The organism is Nostoc sp., assembly GCF_036917155.1.
Taxonomy (GTDB): domain Bacteria; phylum Cyanobacteriota; class Cyanobacteriia; order Cyanobacteriales; family Nostocaceae; genus Nostoc.
Window position 1 is genome coordinate 1 of the sequence record NZ_JBALDZ010000141.1, and the last position, 19,635, is coordinate 19,635.

16 protein-coding genes and 2 pseudogenes are annotated in these 19,635 nt (G+C 42.8%); 14 read left to right on the forward strand and 4 right to left on the reverse strand.

Going from position 1 to position 19,635, the window contains the following annotated elements:
- Positions 1-327: 327 nt before the first annotated feature.
- Positions 328-1,032 (reverse strand): hypothetical protein, encoded by a 705-nt coding sequence (locus tag V7K67_RS19240; protein WP_334730851.1) that lies wholly within the window; start codon positions 1,030-1,032, stop codon positions 328-330.
- Positions 1,007-2,254, reverse strand: coding sequence for an urease accessory protein UreH domain-containing protein (locus tag V7K67_RS19245; RefSeq protein ID WP_334730861.1), 1,248 nt, complete (start codon positions 2,252-2,254; stop codon positions 1,007-1,009). Before V7K67_RS19245 ends, V7K67_RS19240 begins: the two co-directional genes overlap by 26 nt.
- 1,361 nt (positions 2,255-3,615) lie before the next feature.
- Between V7K67_RS19245 and V7K67_RS19250 the strand changes: the two genes are divergently transcribed.
- The 4 genes from V7K67_RS19250 to V7K67_RS19265 all read left to right on the forward strand — a co-directional run bounded on the left by V7K67_RS19250 (position 3,616) and on the right by V7K67_RS19265 (position 8,589).
- Complete coding sequence (locus V7K67_RS19250; protein ID WP_335167942.1) at positions 3,616-4,203, forward strand: hypothetical protein; 588 nt, start codon at positions 3,616-3,618, stop codon at positions 4,201-4,203.
- Positions 4,204-4,302: 99 nt separating this feature from the next.
- Positions 4,303-5,499 carry a hypothetical protein gene (locus tag V7K67_RS19255; protein WP_335167945.1) on the forward strand — a complete coding sequence of 399 codons (1,197 nt, stop codon included), beginning with the start codon at positions 4,303-4,305 and terminating at the stop codon, positions 5,497-5,499.
- Between the two features lie 65 nt (positions 5,500-5,564).
- The gene (locus tag V7K67_RS19260; protein ID WP_442943872.1) at positions 5,565-6,782 is read left to right on the forward strand and encodes an O-antigen ligase family protein; all 1,218 of its coding nucleotides are present in this window, start codon (positions 5,565-5,567) and stop codon (positions 6,780-6,782) included.
- A 79-nt stretch (positions 6,783-6,861) separates the two neighbouring features.
- A complete protein-coding gene (locus V7K67_RS19265) occupies positions 6,862-8,589 on the forward strand; it encodes a hypothetical protein (protein WP_335167960.1) in 1,728 nt (575 codons plus the stop codon).
- Between the two features lie 573 nt (positions 8,590-9,162).
- On the opposite strand, the gene V7K67_RS19270 is transcribed toward V7K67_RS19265, so the two are convergent.
- The gene (locus V7K67_RS19270; RefSeq protein ID WP_334709750.1) at positions 9,163-9,666 is read right to left on the reverse strand and encodes a hypothetical protein; all 504 of its coding nucleotides are present in this window, start codon (positions 9,664-9,666) and stop codon (positions 9,163-9,165) included.
- Between the two features lie 831 nt (positions 9,667-10,497).
- On the opposite strand from V7K67_RS19270, the gene V7K67_RS19275 reads away from it, so the two are divergent.
- The 9 genes from V7K67_RS19275 (at position 10,498) to efeB (ending at position 18,787) form a co-directional block, all read left to right on the forward strand.
- Entirely contained in the window at positions 10,498-10,887 is a 390-nt protein-coding gene (locus V7K67_RS19275; RefSeq protein WP_335167949.1) for a hypothetical protein, read from the forward strand.
- An 18-nt stretch (positions 10,888-10,905) separates the two neighbouring features.
- On the forward strand, positions 10,906-11,757 hold the full coding sequence (locus tag V7K67_RS19280) for an ABC transporter ATP-binding protein (RefSeq protein WP_179066501.1): 852 nt from the start codon (positions 10,906-10,908) through the stop codon (positions 11,755-11,757).
- On the forward strand, positions 11,714-12,568 hold the full coding sequence (locus tag V7K67_RS19285; RefSeq protein ID WP_334709752.1) for an ABC transporter permease: 855 nt from the start codon (positions 11,714-11,716) through the stop codon (positions 12,566-12,568). The genes V7K67_RS19280 and V7K67_RS19285 overlap by 44 nt, the downstream gene beginning before the upstream one ends.
- 132 nt (positions 12,569-12,700) lie before the next feature.
- A complete protein-coding gene (locus V7K67_RS19290; RefSeq protein WP_179066503.1) occupies positions 12,701-13,174 on the forward strand; it encodes a MarR family winged helix-turn-helix transcriptional regulator in 474 nt (157 codons plus the stop codon).
- Complete coding sequence (locus V7K67_RS19295; protein ID WP_334730856.1) at positions 13,140-14,408, forward strand: MFS transporter; 1,269 nt, start codon at positions 13,140-13,142, stop codon at positions 14,406-14,408. Before V7K67_RS19290 ends, V7K67_RS19295 begins: the two co-directional genes overlap by 35 nt.
- Positions 14,409-14,475: 67 nt before the next feature.
- Positions 14,476-14,697: a hypothetical protein gene (locus V7K67_RS19300; protein WP_334730857.1), complete on the forward strand. Its 222-nt coding sequence runs from the start codon at positions 14,476-14,478 to the stop codon at positions 14,695-14,697.
- Positions 14,698-15,327: 630 nt separating this feature from the next.
- On the forward strand, positions 15,328-16,161 hold the full coding sequence (gene efeU, locus V7K67_RS19305) for an iron uptake transporter permease EfeU (RefSeq protein ID WP_334709755.1): 834 nt from the start codon (positions 15,328-15,330) through the stop codon (positions 16,159-16,161).
- A 149-nt stretch (positions 16,162-16,310) separates the two neighbouring features.
- Complete coding sequence (efeO, locus tag V7K67_RS19310; protein ID WP_334730858.1) at positions 16,311-17,498, forward strand: iron uptake system protein EfeO; 1,188 nt, start codon at positions 16,311-16,313, stop codon at positions 17,496-17,498.
- A 29-nt stretch (positions 17,499-17,527) separates the two neighbouring features.
- Complete coding sequence (efeB, locus tag V7K67_RS19315) at positions 17,528-18,787, forward strand: iron uptake transporter deferrochelatase/peroxidase subunit (RefSeq protein WP_334730859.1); 1,260 nt, start codon at positions 17,528-17,530, stop codon at positions 18,785-18,787.
- 11 nt (positions 18,788-18,798) lie between these two features.
- Here efeB and V7K67_RS19320 read toward each other — a convergent pair.
- A pseudogene (locus V7K67_RS19320) lies at positions 18,799-19,128 on the reverse strand (zinc ribbon domain-containing protein); the annotation flags it as partial.
- A 344-nt stretch (positions 19,129-19,472) separates the two neighbouring features.
- Here V7K67_RS19320 and V7K67_RS19325 point away from each other — a divergent pair.
- Positions 19,473-19,607 (forward strand): annotated as a pseudogene (locus V7K67_RS19325) (transposase); the annotation flags it as partial.
- Positions 19,608-19,635 lie beyond the last annotated feature (28 nt).

Sequence of the window (19,635 nt, forward strand, 5' to 3'; positions counted from 1 at the left end):
AATTACCGCAATACAAGGTTTAGTCAATCAACATACCGAACTTCTCTCTGTGCTTGAGTCTCAAGCCCTGAAATACCAATTAGATAGCTAGGGGGAAATTAAAATTAGCAAAAAACCACCAGTGTCAAAGTTGGTGGTTTAGTCATGAAGAAAACCCGCAATTAAGATTAAACATCTAACGATTGTTATAATTTTCGGTTCCAAAGTCTATCGGTTCGATAATTAGGGGATTCGCACCTAATGCTAACTTGGGAAAATATAGCGATGTAATGCAAAGGAGCAGAGGGCAAAGACTTACTATAACTTAACCCTCTACTCCCCTACTCCCTATTCCCCACTTCCCCCTCTCGTCCCTCGTAGTGCAACAACTAAGATGGCAATGAATCCGAAGATTGGCAGTGCGATCGCCCAAGTTGGTAATTTCTGAGATTCTCCCTCTCCTAAATCACCATTGACATCTCGTAGATTTCGTGTACTCTCTTGTGTAGACCCGCCAGCTACAGTAACTTCAAATTTGAACTCAAAGGGTTTGAATCTTGCCCCAGAGATCGGTTTACCATTCAATTGCAACTCATAAATACCTGGCTTAGGAAAAACAACTTCCGCACCTGGAATGCCTTTATAGCGTTCAGCTGACACAGCTTTTAGCTCCGGTTCTAGCAGTGCAGGCTCTCCGGCTGCATAAGGTTCGGCATAAATAGCCAACTGACAATTACACTGTGACAGGGGAATTACCCTTCCACCTCTGCGGGTAAGTGCAAACCAGGCTTGGCTCGGTTCTCCAGCACGGGGATTATCATTTGGTTCAATGTGGATAGTGCCACCGACATCTCCAGCTACTTCCACCTTATGAGCAGATGCAGGGTAAAGATTAGTTATTGATATAACTAAGCAACTCAGGAATAATAAATACTTTATTGTTCCTTGATTCTGCCAGAAAATGCCTTTGAGCAGGTAATGCCTCTGTTTTTGACTTGTTGGGATGAAGCCAGAAAATAAGGATGATTTACCGCGATTTGGTTGGGGGAACATAAAACTTTTCTACGGCTAACTTTGACCAAAAAAAGCGCGATCGCACTAGCAAGACACTGAGAGTAAAAAATACCAACAGGACTGCCGCTAATTTATTTCCCCAAGTTGATTGCAAGGAACCCAGGTAATGGGAACCAATCAACACAGTATGAATGACACTCAAGAGCAAGGCTGGCACACCCAATAGATGAATCTGTCGCCAACGCTTGCCCCAAGATTTCTGCAAAGACTCCCAACTTGTGAAAGCGGCGGGGGACATTAATACCAATGCTACAGCACCCGCAGCCATACCCCACTGAAATTCTCGCGGCATAAAATCAAAGGCGGCAAAATTCCATTGCAATGAATGTTCTATCATGTGGGCGGTGTGAACCACAGAAAGCACAAATGATCCCACTCCCAAGCCCCGGCGGTAACGCAGTGGTGAAGCCCACAAGCCACTAATGGGACGCGCAATTAGCGCCAAAATTAAGCAGATTAAGGCGGCGTGTCCGGTGTAATCTACCATTGTGTCACCAGTCCGCAACAAGGTAATGATGCCAATGATCAGCGTTACCCAACCGCCTAATCGAAATAACTGACTGCGCCTGTCTTGACTTACCAAAGATGTGGAAACACCCACACCTAGCATCGTCGGCAAGGTTCCTAAGCCAAAAGCTAGCATTGTTGCCCCACCCATCCATAAATTGCCAGTTTCAGCAGCTTTAATTTGGGCAGCATACAAAAAACCACAGGGCATTAAACCCCAAGTCATCCCCAAAAGCATTGGTGTCCACCATTTGGTTTTTAAGGAAAGCTTAACCATGCCGGTGCTGAGGCGATCGTGTAAACTACCTTGCAATAGGGGATGTAGCACAGGAAGACGCGGCAGTAAATCGGGTTTTACTTGTCCTAAGCCAAACCAAATCAGCATTACACCAGTTAGAATTGCCATCCAACGCCGGAAGTCACTGCCAACACCCGCTAGCTGTCCACCTTGCAGCAATACCGAACCTAGCGCCCCAATGCCCGCACCGACTAGGGCATAGCTCAACATCCGTCCCAGGTTTAGCAGGATATGAAATTTTAATTGCTGTTGCCAAGTATCGGACTTTTCTAAGGTTGATGTCTGTTTCGGCTGATGAGACAGGGAAAATGCCACTGTTAAAGGGCCACACATCCCGAAGCAATGTCCAAAACTCCCCAGGAATCCCACGATCGCGATCAGCAATAAATCTACCATAAAAAAGCCCTGAGTCATGAGTCCTGAGTGTCAGAATAAAGATTTTGAAGAAGTAATAAGAAATTCTTTTCTTTACTCAGCACTCCTATAGTGCGGCACTTTACGTGAAGTTGCGATCGCTGTCAAAAGACGAACTGTCAAACTTGATGTTTATTCTAGGGAAGAAAGCCTGGGTGTAGACATCTGTAAAACTCCTTACACACAAGCTACTGAGAGCCACTGCTGCTCACTCTTATTGCGCGGGAGTGGCTTTTTTGCTTTTTGGATAAATGTAATCACACAAGTTTTAATTAAGAAAGTTATTAACGATTTATAAAACAAGTTTAATGTATTCATAATCTTTGGGAATCTCTCATCTTTATATTATTTTAATAATTGATGTTTTTCGGAGGAAATTTACTTCATAATTAGTTCATTAATTTCCGATAAAAATTTATGTATTAATTCAGGAGATACTTTTTTTAACAATCTAGTAAATATTGGGTTATGACATCCTAAAAAATATGATACATTTTTCTTAATGTTTTTTAACTATAGCAATCCTATCTGATTTGTGAGAATCACAAGACTCAGATCCCTGACTTCTTAGAGAAGTCAGGGATCTCGTTGTTCACGAATGATTTAGGATTGCTATATAGGACTACTATTTGATTTTCAAAAAGATATGTAGGGTGTGTTAGCGACAGCGTAACGCACCAAATCCTTACGAATGGTGCGTTACGGATTTCATCCTAACGCACTCTACAGTACTACAAACCTTTCCACTAGCTAAGTCTGAGCATATCTCTTACGTAGTCGCGGCTATCTTCATGAAGACTCTCCAAGATAATCAGACGACCTTATACATTTCAATAAGACCAACAAACTAAATGTATCCTTAATGCTCGGCTTAATCTTTAAATTAAACTCTTTCGTTCTCAGTTACTTTAGATTAACTTCATAAAGTTTCGTCTTCTAAGTCAGCAGAGGCTGTTTTAATAATTCAGTAAAATTAGGGTTATAAGCTACTCCAAAATGAGCCTATATTTATCTTAATGCTTTCTGATTAGCTGTAGCGCCGAAGTACAGCAATGAATAGTTTTGCCTCCTCTAAAAATTTAATTTATGTTATGCATCTACTATCCATTTGTGAATCCTCAAACAAAGAACATTTCTATAAAGCTTTTCGAGAAAGTGATTGCCCTGCATTTAAGAGAATATTAATGTTGTTGCTTTGGTGAGATGAAACAAAGGGCAAAAATATTTCTGAAAAATCTGTATTTGACAACAAATCATCATTCTTTTTCAGGACAATGGCATTAAGCCATGCGCCAACAAATTTGACAGCGTATGAAAACCTGGAAATAGAGAGGGTAGCCAAAATGACATCTTTTGAATCGAATGAAATAAATGCCGTTGAAGTAGATAACATCACGTTTGAAACTGTGGTATCAGAGAGGGTATTAACCATCCCAGAAGCCAAGCGCGGTGTTTATACTCCTGTACAGCTTGGTATTGGTATTACTAATAATACGCAAAGTTTTTTTTACTTTTCATCAAATTTTTACTCGTTGTTTCCAGAACTGATAGCACCAGATGGTCAAGTAATGCAGACAGGTATCAGCTGCGAACGAATTAACCCACCAATTGAATCTGATTACGTGCTAGTAGTGCCAGGGGAATCAGTAACTTTGTCTCGTGATGCTTTTCTTTTTTGGATACAGAACCGTAAGAAAAAACGTGATCGAGAGTTAACTTTGAACATCCCTTTTCCAACTCAAGACATTTATGGTTTTTGCCCACTGTATCCAGGTTTATATCAATTTCGGTTCAAGTATCGTCAATCTCGTAAAGGGCTGGAGGATTTTTCTAACTGGATTGAACCAACAATATTACAAACAATATTACAAAATCTCTGGACTGGAGAGGTACTAACTCCACTTGTGGAGATTCGCTTAGTAGAGTCATAAGTTGAAGTCAGTCATGAAAAGAAAGTTGACCTTTCTACCTCATTTAATCACAAAAACTGATAAGTATTTCAAACTAAGTAACTACAAGAATAATCAAAAATGATTAAACAACAATATTTTCTAGCTTTTTTAGCAACAAATTTACTAGTAGCACTTACAAATCAGTCCGCTATAGGCTTTACTCTTAAGTTTGGAAATGGTGCTATCAATTATTACAATCCTACAGTGCCATACGTTATAGATGCTAATACCAGAGGTATAACTTTTTTGTCACCTAGATACGTTGCCCCTATTCAGTTAGGTGGGACAAGAACTTTCCTCGATATGTTCAAGAATGATGTTAGGTGGCAAGGTTGGGATTTCAAATCTTCAGATAAGAACTTATATGGTAATTTTGAAATTTCTGATTACTATGGCTGCGGGTCTCAAACTAATTGTGCTAAACAAAGACCGAACGACACAATCCGAGGTGGAGTAGGAGCTTATATTGATATAAAGTATAATCCCAAGAAAACAGACCCAGAACCAGGACAAGGAAAAATCCATTGGATTCAACATGTAGTCAATAATCATACTCTATATGATGAAGAACAAAGCACTTCTGGTGGAGGTTTACACGGTGTTACTTACGACGGAATAGATATACCTCCATATCAGAATGCTAACCCATATTATCGTGGTGGAAACGAATTTTCTGCCTTTGATAGACCTTATAGAATAGATCCCAAAAACCCTCACTCTTGGTTTGCTGAACTTTACTTAGTTGAGGAAACAGGAGAAAGAGAAGTAACAATTTACAACGGAATCAGATGGGGTTGGATAAACAAAGTGTATCGTCGTAAAAATCCCTTACCCATACCTATACCTATACCCATACCCGAAATACCTAAATTTGAGCCAATACCTATTCCCATTCCTAAAATTCCTGATCTAGTTTGTAACCCTGGTAGTGGTGGCGGTGGCTGTAATAGAACAAGCACTGATGGAATATTTGATGACAACATCGAAAATATAAATCAGGAAATTTCTTATGCCAACATTGATGATAATAACTGGACTGAAGACTTTGATTTTGATATCAATGACCCAGACTGGATTGAAGTACAAGACCCATCAGTGCTTGAATTTGAGAATTGGGATTGGACTTCTGACGAAGAACCGATTCTTGACGAAAACCAGGAAGAAGATAATTCTGAATCTCCTGTCTCCGTCCCCGAATCAACATCTGCATTAGGACTATTGGCACTCGGAGCATGGGGTATAGTGAAAGCGCTAAAAATTCGCTTTGAAAAATAACCGTGAACCGTCTCTACACCCTGCTATTTTCCTTCAGCATCATTCTCATCAACCCAATTGGTGCAATGCGCGGGGAAATCTGGACTCAACCAAAAGTATTTGCCATTGTACTTATCTGTATACTCAACTTTTTAATGCTTTGGGAAGGCAGAGAAAGCTTGAAGCTGCCGCAAAGTTGGAAAATCAGCAGACTGCTGTGGGAAATATTTTTGGGAATTGGGCTAATTTCAACTCTCGCTAGTCCTTTTCCCTGGCGATCGCTATTCGGTCAAGAACAGATGGGTGATGGCTTACTCTACTGGCTACTAATCGCCATCTTCACCCTCAGCAATAACCTACTGTTAAGACTACACCCAGAACTAGCCCGTTCTCAACTTATTGGTTTAGTGATTGGCGGTGTCATCCTTGCCCTAAGCATTTTTCCTCAAGTCCTTAACTGGCGCATCGATTACACCGTCACAAGCGGTCAACTGATGCAGAGTAACATTCTGGCTAGTACCATTTTTCAAAATCAGCAACCAATCGGCTTGTATTCCCATCGCGGTCATGCGTCATTTGTCCTAGCAGCAGTGGCAGTTATGACACTTGTCGGTTGGCAATGGCGATGGATAAACACACGTCTGGCTGCAACTGCTGGCATCTTAATTATCCCAGCTTTGCTGCTCACTCAGACCAGAGCGGGATTATTAGCCTTACTGGTAGGGACTATCTACCTATTAGGACGCCAGCATTATAAGCTTTTAGTCCCCGCAACACTTGTATGTCTGCTTATAATTGGCATTGCTACCAGCACTAGGCAGATGAATAATTTACCTCTGATTAAACAAATCACATCAAACCGCGTTGATCTGTGGCAGATGGCCAACTATAGAATTAGTCAGCGTCCCTTACTCGGATGGGGAATGGATGGTTTTGGCACTGCTTATTCCTATGTGCGCCCCGGCAAAAAAATAACTAAAGTAATTCGCTTGGGTGATTTTAGTTTCGACTACCAAGACGAAAATGGGCAAATAAAAACCGCACAACTACCCACAACCAAAGCACATAATATAATTTTAGATACAAGTTTATCAGTAGGCTTACTGGGGATGGCATCGTACCTAGCCCTGTTAGGATGGTGTCTGTGGCAGGTGATCAAATCACCTTACCGTGGAATTGAAGCAGTCTTCATTGCCTACCTCACTTTTACCTTCACTTGGTTTGAGTGCGCCCAATTTACCCATCTAGCTTGGTGGTCGCTCAGTATATCTGGAATATCCCGTGTCCCGAAAATCATACCTTAAAACCGCCACCATCATCTGTTTGCTGTGTCTATTACTAGGCAATACCCAGTCTCAGCCAGAGTCACAATGGACGCCACAGATGGAAGCAGAATTTCAGCAGCGTTCCCAAGCCGCAATTACTCAACTCGCAGGGAAACACTATGGAAATACAGCTTTCGAGAACGAGAAGAGATCCTATCCCAGAGCGATGATTGACATTCTTGCAGGTAATCGAGAACAAGCGATCGCATTTCTGCAATCAGAAGACGCAGATGCAGATAGAAATGCTCACACCTTGGGAATTGACTTTTACTCTGGTTTTACCCTCAAAGAGCAAGTCCGCAAATACTTCTATTTTGGCAAATATCTTGACCCAAAATATCGCCAGCGCATGAAGGAAGCAATGGGGATTTTGACTCAAAAAGACCCCCTCACACGTACCTTTCCCCAACCCCGCAAATTCTGGGAACAGTCAACCGATAACTGCAATACTTGGGTAGACTGCCGCAATACTGATAATTTAAGAGCAATGCGAGAAGTTGCCGTCTATTTGTTTGCTGAAGAAACTGGGAACGAAGAGACACGCAAAATATATAAAGAACGTATCCGCCGCAATGTTCGCACTCTCTACCAAATTGGACAAGGAGAATGGGATTCGGAAAACTACTTGGGACATGCTGTTACGACTTATGTAAATCTTTATGACTTTGCTCAAGATCGAGAAGTCAAGTCACTTGCTAAGTCTGCACTCGATTGGTTTTTTACTTCCGGTGCGCTGAAGTATTGGCGGGGTGGATTTGGTGGGCCCAGTAAGCGCGATTACAATCTGGGGAATTGTGTTTGGTGTTCCCTCGCTACCCATGAATTAGGGTTGTATTTTGATGATTCACCCTTACCAGATCCCAAACCGGACTCCGATGAAGTCCACCTATTTACTAGCAGCTACCGTCCTCCGATAGCTGTTGTGGCTTTAGCGCGTAAGCAATTCAAAAAACCTGTGGAACTGCTAAATTCTAAACCAACTTACGAAAACTGGAAACCCGGTGGAGATAAAGCACCTCAGTTTCACGAAACCCTCTATTTTGGTAATTCTTTTCAGCTTGGCACATTAGCTCAAGGTTCCGGTGGAGACTGGAATGGCTTTAAGTTGATGGCATTTAATCAAAAACGCGGTGTTGATTACTTTATTGTATCCACAGGAACAGACCCCACTCAAATATCTACTTCTTCTATCGGTGGTGATAATATTGCCCAGTATCGCAATTTGCTTATCTGGCTCAACGATAAACCTAAAGCGCCATTTCAATTTTTCTTGCCCAAGTCTGCCAAGTTGGAAACTCACAATGGTGTAACTTTTATCAGGTACGAAAAAACATGGCTGGCGTTGACACCAATTAATTTGCTCCTAGAAGGAATTAACACAACAGCAACCCAGAAAATTCACTCAAGATATCCCGATGACCAAATTCTGACTGCGGTGGGTACTGGGAAAACAGTGGCCGGATTCGCTTTAGAAGTCGGTGAACAAGAAACCTATGGTAGTTGGGAACAGTTCCAGCAGTCGATAGTAAATAAGTCACTCTTAAACCTCAAGCAGGTTAATAGGGGAGTAGTTGAGTATCAAGGAGTTTTTGGTCAGGTAAAACTTCAATATCAGGGTTCTGGTTTACCAAAAGTTTGGCGCAATGGACACTACCACGATTGGCAAAAGCATTTTGCTGTTTACCAAAGTACTGATGGTAATAAAATCCCCATTGATCAGGGATGGAAGGAAGGTAAGCTTAGAGTTGAGGCAGGTGGGTATCAGTTCCAAAATCAAAGCAAATAATACAAGACTAGGACGTGTTTTCAAAGCCTTAGATCCCCCCGATGAATGATGTTGTTGGCGAATTGATAGGGGGTTTAACCCATTAGCCCCAATCTATCGGCAAGTTCTTTAATAAGAGTGCGTTTCAACGCACAGTAGCTATTAGCCCGCAATTTATTGCAGGGCGGGAAAGCAACGCTAAACTAAGGCTTTAAGTGTGGGGGGTTTAACCCATCATGAATTGACCAACAACATCATGAATTAGGGGGCTTTTTTTCTAATTACCCCTTTAAAAAGGTGATCGCCACAGGCGGGGGGATCTTATCTGAACTTTTGCTGGTAAGATTTCTACAAAAAATGTAATAGAGTATATTGCACACCAAAAAGATTAAATCAGAACACCCTTGCATAGTGTTATTAGCTTTCATCCCCTGCCTAAAGCCCGAAATACGCAACTACGTTGCTGTTTCTCAGGGGTTTTCAGCATTTTCCTTATAAAAATAATCTTATAAAATAACGCGAGAGAATAATAACTGAGGTTTTGCTTGGCTCAACCTAGCGTATACAAGATTTTGAAAGTAATCTCAGGTAATATTAGGCGCTGATGGCTTGTTGCTCAGATTCAACTAACTGATTATTGGGTACATCAAATCTAATAGTACTGGCTGCCCAGTCTTTGAAATCGGGTGCTAGCCAGACTAGCTTAGACAAAATTTCATCATTGATCCACAACACCAAGGGGAAGCGAAACTGTTTCCGAAACTCATCTCGCATGATATTGGTACTAATGATTAGTTGGTTAATTGCCACTACAGATTCTAAGCCCCTTACCATCAAAGCTTCAGGTTGAGTAGCACCAATTTCAGTTGTAATCGCTGTGTACAGTTTGTCAGCCGTAGGTGAGAGCAAAATTTCGTGGATATCTGCTGATGAAAATTCTGTTAACAAATTCAGCACTTGCTCCTGTCTTTGAACACAGTTACAACATGCTAATAACAGTGAAAACTCTCCACCAGAAACCATCATTGCCCTTGCCAGCCTTTTAGTGGCTGCTATGCTGCTAACTGTGCTGTTTTCCGAATTACTTAAGCTAATCATTGCAAAATCCTGCTTTTGATTTTAAAAATAGTTGACCTATATTCAGTGATTGTACCCTATTAATTTTTATTCAAAAATGTCAATTGGGTAATTTTGATGATGTCTTCTCTGTAATACTAAGCATTATATAACGAACAAGCATTTGGTGTATTATCTCATATTTACAATTAAGGGAGAATGTAAAGGTAGTATCAACACAATATCAGTCAAAGGGGGCAGGCGAAAAACTAGCAATTGAATTATTACTGTATTGTCATAGATTTTCGCATCTGCCAGCAGTTAAGTATTTCTTTCTTAATATATAGTTAAAAAAATACTCAGTAAAAGTTTAACAGTAAAGATTAGGAAGTGGGAAGATTCGGAAGTGGGAAAAACTTATAGCAATTTTCAATTGCATCCCTACTTTGACATGGGGATTCTCCGCTTCACCCTTCTTCTGTAGTCGCTGCTGCTCTTTAGGTCGCTATAGATTGCTTTACGCTAACACGGCAGAAAACTCGGCTACAGCGATGGTTCAGCACTTCACAGTGTCTTCTCAATAAGCTACCTGAGGACGGGTAAGGACTTTGGGATAAACTTTCTTCGTGGGGGCAAAACGAAATACACCGAAGAAGACATAGTATTTTTGGAAGAATGTCTCAAAAAAGAACCACGAACATACAACAGTCTTCAGTTAACTCAAAAACTTCTTAGCGATCGCCAAATAAAACTGAGTCCCGATAGATTAAGACGGGTACTCAAAAAAAGGGATCATTTGGAAACGAGCTTTGAATTTGTCATAAAGGAAAACAAGACCCCGTAATACGGGAACAAAAGCAAGCAGACTTAGATATGTTGGAATTAGCTGCTGCTACCGGAGAAAAAGATTTAAAACTGCGTGAATGGTCTTGTCCTAATTGCAGTAATTACAATTTGAGAGATAATAATGCGGCTTTGAACATATTAGGTGAGGGCTTGAGATTAATAGCGAAAAGCGAGGGTATTAATACTGCTGGGGTCTCCCCAGCAGCCCTTCGACTTTTCAAGGCAGCCGCCGTGGGTATCCCGGAGGCTCTAAACGCCTGTGGAGAACTTGTAAGTCCTGAAAATATTCAGGCTCAGATCATTGAACCTCGCATGACTAGAAGTCATGCGAGGTTCAATGTGATTCAGATTTTTGTAACAAGTCTATTGACTTTAGATAAATATATTGAGAAGCTAATAGTTAGTTTAACTAATTAATGGAAGTGCATCAAACTTGTGACAATACTGACGGGAAAAATAAATCGGTCAGAACCTCCTAGCGAGCCAAAACCACTGATTTTGGAAACTCAGGGACTCACGCGCCGTTTTGGCAAGTTAACAGCTGTTAATAACCTCAGCATATCTGTGGAACAGGGTGAAGTATTTGGCCTGCTTGGCCCCAATGGAGCCGGGAAAAGTACAGTTATTAAGATGTTGACAACTTTACTGCCTCCCAGTGCAGGAACAGCAACTCTGGCTGGCTATGATGTGACTCGCCAATCTAATCCTGTGAGAAGGGCTATCGGCTATGTACCCCAGGCGCTCTCTGCTGATGGTAGTCTTACGGGTTACGAAAATCTCTTAATCTTTGCCAAGCTGTATGGCATACCTGCCAAAGGACGCGATCGTCGCATCTATGAAATTCTAGAATACATGGGTTTGCAAGATGCAGCAAAACGCTTGGTAAGAAACTACTCTGGTGGCATGATCCGCAAGCTGGAAATCGCCGTCTCAGTTCTACATCAACCCCAAATTCTGTTTCTTGATGAGCCGACTGTCGGCTTAGATCCCATCGCTCGAACTCAAGTATGGCAGCTTGTGCAGCAACTCTGTGTTGATTACGGCACAACTATATTTTTAACAACCCACTTTTTAGAAGAAGCAGACAGTTTGTGTAACCGAGTGGCGATTATGCAGCAAGGTGAGGTCGTTACCACAGGTACCCCAAGCGACTTAAAAGCTTCTTTAGATAAACCAAACGCAACTTTGGATGATGTCTTTATTTACTATACAGGCGACCAGTTAACATCAGGAGTGAACTACCGTGACACAGCAAGAACCAGACGTACTGCTCAACGGTTGGGTTAAATCACCACCTACTCGCCGAGCCAATGTGATCTCTGCAATTAAAGAGCTAGTTACAAAAACCCTGGCGATCGCAGAATTGGAAGTGCGTAAACTCCGCCACGACCCCACTGATTTAGTAGTCAGATCGGTACAACCGTCATTATGGTTGCTGATTTTTGGGCAAGTGTTCTCCAAAATTCGGGAAATTCCCACAGGGAACTTACCATATTTAGACTTCATGGCTGCTGGCATTCTCGCTCAAAGCGTGTTGTATGTGGCCATTTTTACCGGGGGAATGACACTAATTTGGGAGCGAGATTTAGGGATTGTACATAAATTTCTTGCTAGTCCTACCCCCCGTGTAGCAATGGTCTTGGGTAAAGCTCTAGCGTGTGGGGTACGGTGCTTATCACAGGTAGCAGTAATTTATGTGTTGTCTTTTATCTTAGGTGTAAAATTAAATTTCCATCCTCTAGCTTTTCTGCAAGTGCTAGTGATCGTAATGCTGGGGGCGGCTTGTTTTTGTCTTTTTTCCTTAATTATTGGCTGTTTGGCAAAAACCAGAGAGCGGATGACTGGAATTGGACAAATGTTAACTATGCCGTTATTTTTTGCCAGCAATGCTATTTATCCGATCTCAATGATGCCCGACTGGTTAAAGTTTATTTCCCACTTGAATCCCTTAACTTATCAGGTTGATGCCTTACGTAGCGCCATGCTAGTGGATGGAGTCAGCGTTTATGGTTTTGGTTGGGATTTGGCAATTCTCTTACTAACATTAGTCATCTTAGCCACTATCGGTGGACGACTTTATCCACGGGTAGCAATGTAATCCCTAATGGAACTAGCGGCTATCCCTTTGGTCTGGATTGTACAATTCTCTTATTAACGCTAATAATTTTAGCCATCATTGGTAGACGACTCGATCCACTGGTGGCGATGTAATCAGGAGAACAACAAGCCCATGACCTTGGATAAACCTACTCAAGGTGCAACTTCCGAAGAATGTGCCGCTAGAGTAATGGAAACAGTTCCATTGATGATGCGGTTTATCCGAGCGGATATGCGTGCCCATAGTGCCGCTTTTTTATCTATACCTCAGTTGCGATCGCTAGCATTTATCAACCGCAATCCTGGCGCTTCCTTATCTGACCTGGCAGAGCATTTAGGTGTCACCTCTGCCACCGCATCAGCAACCATAGAACGCTTGGTACAACGCGACTTTGTAAAACGCTGTGATCATCCTCAAGAGCGGCGGCGGGTGCTGCTCAGTTTAACTGAAGATGGAAAACATCATCTGAAGCAATCCCAAGACCAAACGCGCGCTCATATTACCGATTTGCTAAAAGGTCTGACAGAAGAGCAAATTTCCAATATTGAAGAAGGCTTAACTCTACTAAAAAATGTCTTCGAGAAAACAGAACTCAAAGCCCCATAACTCTGAGGTTGCACAGCACGATCCCTTTGCAGCCTTTAAGTTTCGAGACTATCGGCTATTTACCATTGGACGGCTGGTGCTGTTTGTGGGATCGCAAATGCAAACTGTAGCCATCGGCTGGGAACTCTATGAGCGGACTAACTCAGCGATCGCTTTAGGTGGTGTCGGGCTGGCGCAAGTCTTGCCGATGATTGCTCTCACCTTAATTGTCGGCCATGTTGCCGATCGTCGCGATCGCAAACTCATCATGTTACTGTCGGTGATGTTGCTAGCTCTCTGCTCCCTGGCTTTGGCGGTGCTTTCCTATACAAAAGGTGCAATTTTTCTAACTTACGCCTGTTTGCTATTAACAGGTGTCGCTAGGGCTTTCCTCAGACCTGCCAGTGATGCTCTGATGTGGCAGTTGATACCTGTCAGTGCGTTTACCAATGCAGCCACCTGGAATAGTAGTAGCTTTCAGTTAGCCGCAGTCATCGGCCCAGCCTTCGGAGGATTCGGGATTGCGCTGTTTGGAAGTGCTACAGGTGTATATGTGCTAGCTGCGATCGGTGCGTTGCTGTGTTTTATTTTAACCCTGGGGATCAAAGAGCGAAAAGGTACTCGCTCAACGGAGCCAATCTCAATCAAAGCGCTTGCGGCTGGCGCTAAATTTGTTTGGCAGAATCAGTTAATTTTAGCAGCGATTACGTTGGATATGTTTGCTGTCTTGTTGGGTGGTGCGATCGCCTTGCTACCCATCTTTGCCAAAGATATTTTACACGTGGGCCCAGTGGAGTTGGGATATCTACAAGCAGCCAATTCCATCGGTGCTTTGACTATGGCCATTACTCTGGCGTATTTACCACCATTACGCAAAGCAGGGCCAGCCTTATTGTGGTCAGTGGTTGGCTTTGGAGTTGTCACAATTATCTTTGGACTTTCTCATTCCTTTTGGCTGTCTATGTTAATGCTGATCCTTGGTGGCGCACTAGATAGTATTAGCGTTGTGATTCGTCATACATTAGTTCAAATCAGGACACCAGATCATTTACGTGGTCGGGTTGCTGCGATTAATAGCGTATTTATTAGTGCCTCCAATGAATTGGGAGGCTTTGAGTCAGGCTTAACTGCGGCTTTATTTGGCCCGGTGATTTCCGTTGTCGGTGGTGGGATTGGCACAATTTTGGTAGTAATTGCTACAGCCACGATTTGGCCGGGAATTCGCAAGTTAGGGGCTTTGCAGGAGTATAAGTAGGGGACTTCCAATAAAAAAATAATCAATCGTCGTGTAGGCAGAGGAGCAGGGAACAGGGGGAAAAGAAATGAACCTAAGCTCGACTTTATCCAAAATTAAGAACTCGGTTTCTTTATCTGGCAAAAATCATGGCTTTTTGGCAAATACTTTTTCTGCGTCACAGAGCATAGATAAAGTTCAAAAAGTAAAACTACTGTCCCACATAGGTTTCAGCGATCGCGATCGCGTTGCGAAAAAAATGGATAAAGTCGAGCTAAAAGGATGTTTGAAAAGTTTTGGGCGAATATAATTCGCTACTACACTGGCATTGTCCGCCTCTGCCGACTAACACAAAATCAATGTCTTCAACCCACGGAGGTGGGTTTCGTCTGTGTAGCCGCGAATTATATTCGCCAGGGCTAGTATTAATTTAGACTTTTCAAACAACCTCTAAATCGCGAATGAAGCGGTAGCATACTGCGCCAACAGGAACACCATGCAATGACAGTTGCATCCAGGTGATCGCACACATATTAACTTGTCGATTGGATATACGAAGATTCTAGATAACGACAAAATAGGCTGAAAAGAACTCCTAGTAATGCATTGTAGGAGTTTTTTTGTCCGAAAATTTATCAGAAAAGGCAGAGGGCAGGAGGCAGAAGGCAGAAGGGAATTCTGACTCGTGTCAAGAAGCCCGTGACCGAAGGGAACAAGGGTTTAAGACCCCCACCAAATTTTCTTGTTTTGTGGCCTCAATTTAGGAGGGGTTTGAATCCCCTTCTAAATTGAACCTTCTGCCTTCTGCCCTCTGCCTCCTGCCTTCTTCAATCTTCCAGCATTTTAGAGATTTTTTAATTTGCACTTATATACAAATGTTCTCAAGTAAGTTATTATTCTCATGATGATTTGATAGTAATTATAGTTAATAAGGTTATCCATGCTTTTTCCCTTCTTGATCATGTTCCGAGAGGGCGTTGAAGCTGCACTTGTCGTGGGTATCATTGCCAGCTATCTTAAGCAAACTGGGCGTACCCATTTGATGAAGTCAGTCTGGATTGGCATCGCACTAGCAACTTTTATTTGTCTAGCAGCTGGGATTATTTTGCAAATAACCAGTCAGGAGTTTCCGCAAAAAGAACAGGAACTATTTGAAGCGGTAATTTCCATCGTCGCAGTTGGGGTTCTCACCTGGATGGTTTTCTGGATGCGTCGGGCGGCTCGTTCGATGAAAGGCGAGTTACAGTCTCAAATTGAAACTGCCATTCAGTCGGGGGATAAATGGGGTACAGCACTAGTTTGGATGTCATTCTTTGCAGTACTGCGGGAAGGTCTGGAAACAGTAGTGTTTTTGCTAGCCACGTTTCAGCAAAATTTGGGAATTCAAGCTCCCGTGGGGGCATTGTTTGGATATGCAGCCGCATTAGCTGTTGGTGTAGGCATCTATCAAGGTGGTATTCGCATCAACTTGAGGCGATTTTTTAAATGGACAGGAGCCTTCATTATCCTGGTTGCGGCTGGACTTTTAGGAAGTGGGGTAAGAGCTTTCCATGAAGCCGGAGTGTGGAATTTACTGCAAACAGTAGTATTTGATGCTAGCGGGGTACTTCCCAATAACGGGTTTCTCGGTTCACTTTTGGCAGGATTTTTTGGCTATAACGATGCCCCCACCGTTAGCGAGGCGATCGCCTATCTTGGCTATCTAATTCCTACCATGTCGCTGTTCTTCTTAGGGGAGAACGCCAGACAGAAGACTAGAGCAAGTCATTCTTAGTACGGCTTTGCGTAAAATCGTAGCGTTTTTAAACGCAGAGGCACACAAAGGTTAGCGCAGGGGGACACAGAGGTTTGCCAAATTTCTTCGCTACGAATTAATGAAATGCTGTACTTAGCTACTTCAAGAATTTTTAGGAAAATACAACAATGAAAAATGTTTTAAAGTATTCAACAATGATCTGTCTAATTACCTTGACAGTAGCCGCCTGTGAATCTAACAAATCAAGCGATACTTCCGCGAATAATACTCCAGAGGCGAAAGTAGCCAGTGATACCTCTACTAACAATTCTGTGGAAACTGCTTTGGCTGTGACAGATAAAGGTTGCGAACCAAATCAGCTGACAGTAACATCTGGGCAAAACAGTTTTGTGTTGACCAACAAAAGCAGCAAACCTGTGGAGTGGGAGATATTGTCTGGGGTGAAAGTCGTTGAGGAAAAGGAAAATATTGCTCCTGGCTTCGTTCAGAAACTCAAAGCCAATCTAGAACCGGGTGAGTATGACATGGCTTGCGGTTTACGCAGCAATCCCAAAGGGAAACTTACTGTGAAGACTGGAGGAGATTCTCAAGCTAAAGGGACTGTAGATCAAGGTCAATTAGTCGGTGCGATCGCAGAATATAAAGTCTACATCATCAAAGAAATTGACCAACTGGTAACTAAAACCAAGATATTGACAGATGCCGTGATTGCTGGCGATCTTGCCAAGGCTCAGAAAAGCTATGCATCTGCTCATCTTCACTATGAACGCACAGAACCGATAGCTGAATTGTTCTCTGACCTCGACAAAAGCATGGATTCCCGTGCTGATGACTTTGCCAAAAAAGAGGCTGACCCACAATTCACCGGATACCATCGCCTAGAGAAAGCTTTATTTCAGGACAAAACTACAAAAGGCATGAAACCCTATGCCGAAAAGCTACAAAAAGATGCACTAGATTTACAAAAGCGCATCACCACTTTGACCATTGAACCGAAAAATATGGTTGGCGGTGCTGCTGAGTTGATTGAAGAAGTGGGTAAAACCAAGATTTCTGGAGAAGAAGACCGTTACAGCCGTACTGACCTCTGGGACTTCAGCGCTAATGTCGATGGTTCCCAAAAGATTGTGGAGTTATTGCGCCCCGCCATCCAAAAAGCCAACCCCGAACTATTGGCGCGTGTGGATGCAAATTTCACCAAAGTTGACCAAGGACTTGCTAAATACAAAACCCCTGATGGTGGTTTTGTGAACTACAACAAGGTGAGTGAAACAGACAAGAAAGAGATGAAAACAGCGATCGCTGCTCTTGCTGAAGATTTGTCTCAACTGCGTGGCACTTTAGGCATTAACTAATTTACCAATAATTCCCAGAGGAGTAAACTATGTCTAGTTCCGAGCAACCAAGTTTACGCATTACTCCCCGGCTCAGCCGTCGTGACTTGCTCATTGGGATGGCAGCAGCAGGTGGAGTAGCAGCTTTGACCAGTTTGGGTTATCGCTCTCTTTTGGAAACTACTGAAGACCCGTCTGAAGAGGCTGTACCGTTTTTTGGTATGCACCAATCAGGTATTCTCACCCCTGTCCCGGCTTCTGCCCTGATGGTGGCATTTGATACAACTGCTAAAACCAAAGCGGATTTAGTGCGGTTGTTTCAAACCTTGAGCGATCGCATTCAGTTTCTCATGGCAGGGGGAACACCCAAGTCACGCGACTCCAAGTTTCCACCCAGTGATTCGGGAATTCTTGGGCCTGTAGTGGTTCCCAATAATCTAACCATCACCCTAGCAGTGGGTGACTCGCTGTTCGATAACCGTTTTGGACTTGGCAAATTAAAACCCAAGCGGTTAAACACTATGCCAGGTTTTCCCAATGACCAACTTGACCCAGATTTGTGTCATGGGGATATACTGCTACAATTTTGTGCCAACACAGAGGAAGCGAACATCCACGCTTTACGGGATATTATCAAGAATTTGCCTGACTTGATAACTCTGCGTTGGCAAATAGAGGGGTTTCTACCGCCGAATACTCATAAAAAGCTTGGCAAAACCACGGTGCGGAACCTACTTGGTTTCAAAGATGGTACAGCAAATCTAGATGCTAGCAATGAAAAGTTGATCAACCGGATTGTCTGGGTAAAGCCAAACAGCGACGAACCAGCTTGGACAGTAGGGGGAAGCTATCAAGTGGTGCGGGTGATCCGTAACTTAGTTGAACGCTGGGATCGTACACCACTACAGGAGCAAGAAACAATTATTGGGCGCAGTAAAGACTCTGGCGCACCTTTGGGGATGAAGCACGAGAAAGATATTCCCAATTATGCTCAAGATCCTAAAGGTAAACAAATCCCCCTAGATGCTCATATCCGCCTTGCTAATCCACGCAAATCAGAGTTGGGTTTGATTCTGCGGCGTGGTTTCAACTATTCACGTGGATTTGATAAAGCTGGACAATTAGATATGGGTTTGTTGTTTGTCTGTTTTCAAGCTGATTTAGAAAAGGGCTTTGTGACAGTGCAAAATCGCTTGATTGGCGAACCTTTAGAGGAGTATATTCGCCCCATTGGTGGTGGATATTTTTTTGCTTTGCCTGGCGTTAAAGATAAAGGCAGTTATTTAGGTCAGTCATTACTAGAAGCTTGACACTCCCCTGGCTAAAGCCGAGGGGATTCTAATTTCATCCTAGTTACTTGCTCTACCAGGGTTTCCCCAAGTAGCGTAGAGGTTACTAGTCCATTAGCGTTACTTTGGGACTGCCCGTCCCTAGCTCTTGCAAGATTCAGAATATTCACCGCAGCGTTAACGTCTCTATGCAACTCGCATCCGCAAATACATTTATGGGTGCGAGTTGACAGAGACTTTTTGACAATTACACCGCAACTACTACACTTTTGGCTGGTGTAATGAGGTGATACGGCTACGGTTTTCTTGTCAAACTTAACCGAGAAATATTCTAACCACTGCCTGAACAAATACCAACTAGAGCGCCGGTCAACTAATATATATTGACAAAAACGTCATTACGTGTGTATGGTCAAAACGCCTATTGATGGCTAAATTTTGAGGTCTAGTTTTTAGCGATCGCATTAAAACTGAGTGCATAAGGATTTCTCACCAGATTTATCAAACCGAAGTGCAGAGGTCTTAGGGGCGGGTTAAGCGAGACATTCATGAATGATGGATTATATCTGTTAACCCGCCCCTACTGAAGAGTGAGAAATGCGGGATAAACGTTCGATTAACATAACACCCATATCCTGCGCTTTACGTCAACTACTTGTACTTGACCGGCGCTCTAGTATCACTAATTGATTTTGCTAAACAAGCATCGCATGTGCTGAGAAAAGAATTTCCAGAGCTAATGAAGCTACCAACTCTCTGGACACCTAGCTATTTTGTCAGCACCGCTCTTAATCTTTGCACAGAAACAGTGAAGCGATATATTGAGCAACAAAAAGCTTGAAGGCAGGGTAAACCCTGCTGTTAGCCTT

Bases quoted from the DNA above. Each gene is read 5' to 3' on its own strand.
- efeO (WP_334730858.1), top strand. From the start codon at position 16,311: ATGAAAAATGTTTTAAAGTATTCAACAATGATCTGTCTAATTACCTTG.
- V7K67_RS19290 (WP_179066503.1), top strand. From the start codon at position 12,701: ATGACCTTGGATAAACCTACTCAAGGTGCAACTTCCGAAGAATGTGCC.
- V7K67_RS19295 (WP_334730856.1), top strand. From the start codon at position 13,140: ATGTCTTCGAGAAAACAGAACTCAAAGCCCCATAACTCTGAGGTTGCA.
- V7K67_RS19270 (WP_334709750.1), bottom strand. From the start codon at position 9,666: ATGATTAGCTTAAGTAATTCGGAAAACAGCACAGTTAGCAGCATAGCA.
- V7K67_RS19260 (WP_442943872.1), top strand. From the start codon at position 5,565: ATGCGCGGGGAAATCTGGACTCAACCAAAAGTATTTGCCATTGTACTT.
- V7K67_RS19255 (WP_335167945.1), top strand. From the start codon at position 4,303: ATGATTAAACAACAATATTTTCTAGCTTTTTTAGCAACAAATTTACTA.
- V7K67_RS19245 (WP_334730861.1), bottom strand. From the start codon at position 2,254: ATGGTAGATTTATTGCTGATCGCGATCGTGGGATTCCTGGGGAGTTTT.
- efeU (WP_334709755.1), top strand. From the start codon at position 15,328: ATGCTTTTTCCCTTCTTGATCATGTTCCGAGAGGGCGTTGAAGCTGCA.
- efeB (WP_334730859.1), top strand. From the start codon at position 17,528: ATGTCTAGTTCCGAGCAACCAAGTTTACGCATTACTCCCCGGCTCAGC.
- V7K67_RS19250 (WP_335167942.1), top strand. From the start codon at position 3,616: ATGACATCTTTTGAATCGAATGAAATAAATGCCGTTGAAGTAGATAAC.
- V7K67_RS19275 (WP_335167949.1), top strand. From the start codon at position 10,498: ATGTTGGAATTAGCTGCTGCTACCGGAGAAAAAGATTTAAAACTGCGT.
- V7K67_RS19265 (WP_335167960.1), top strand. From the start codon at position 6,862: ATGGAAGCAGAATTTCAGCAGCGTTCCCAAGCCGCAATTACTCAACTC.
- V7K67_RS19240 (WP_334730851.1), bottom strand. From the start codon at position 1,032: ATGTTCCCCCAACCAAATCGCGGTAAATCATCCTTATTTTCTGGCTTC.
- V7K67_RS19300 (WP_334730857.1), top strand. From the start codon at position 14,476: ATGAACCTAAGCTCGACTTTATCCAAAATTAAGAACTCGGTTTCTTTA.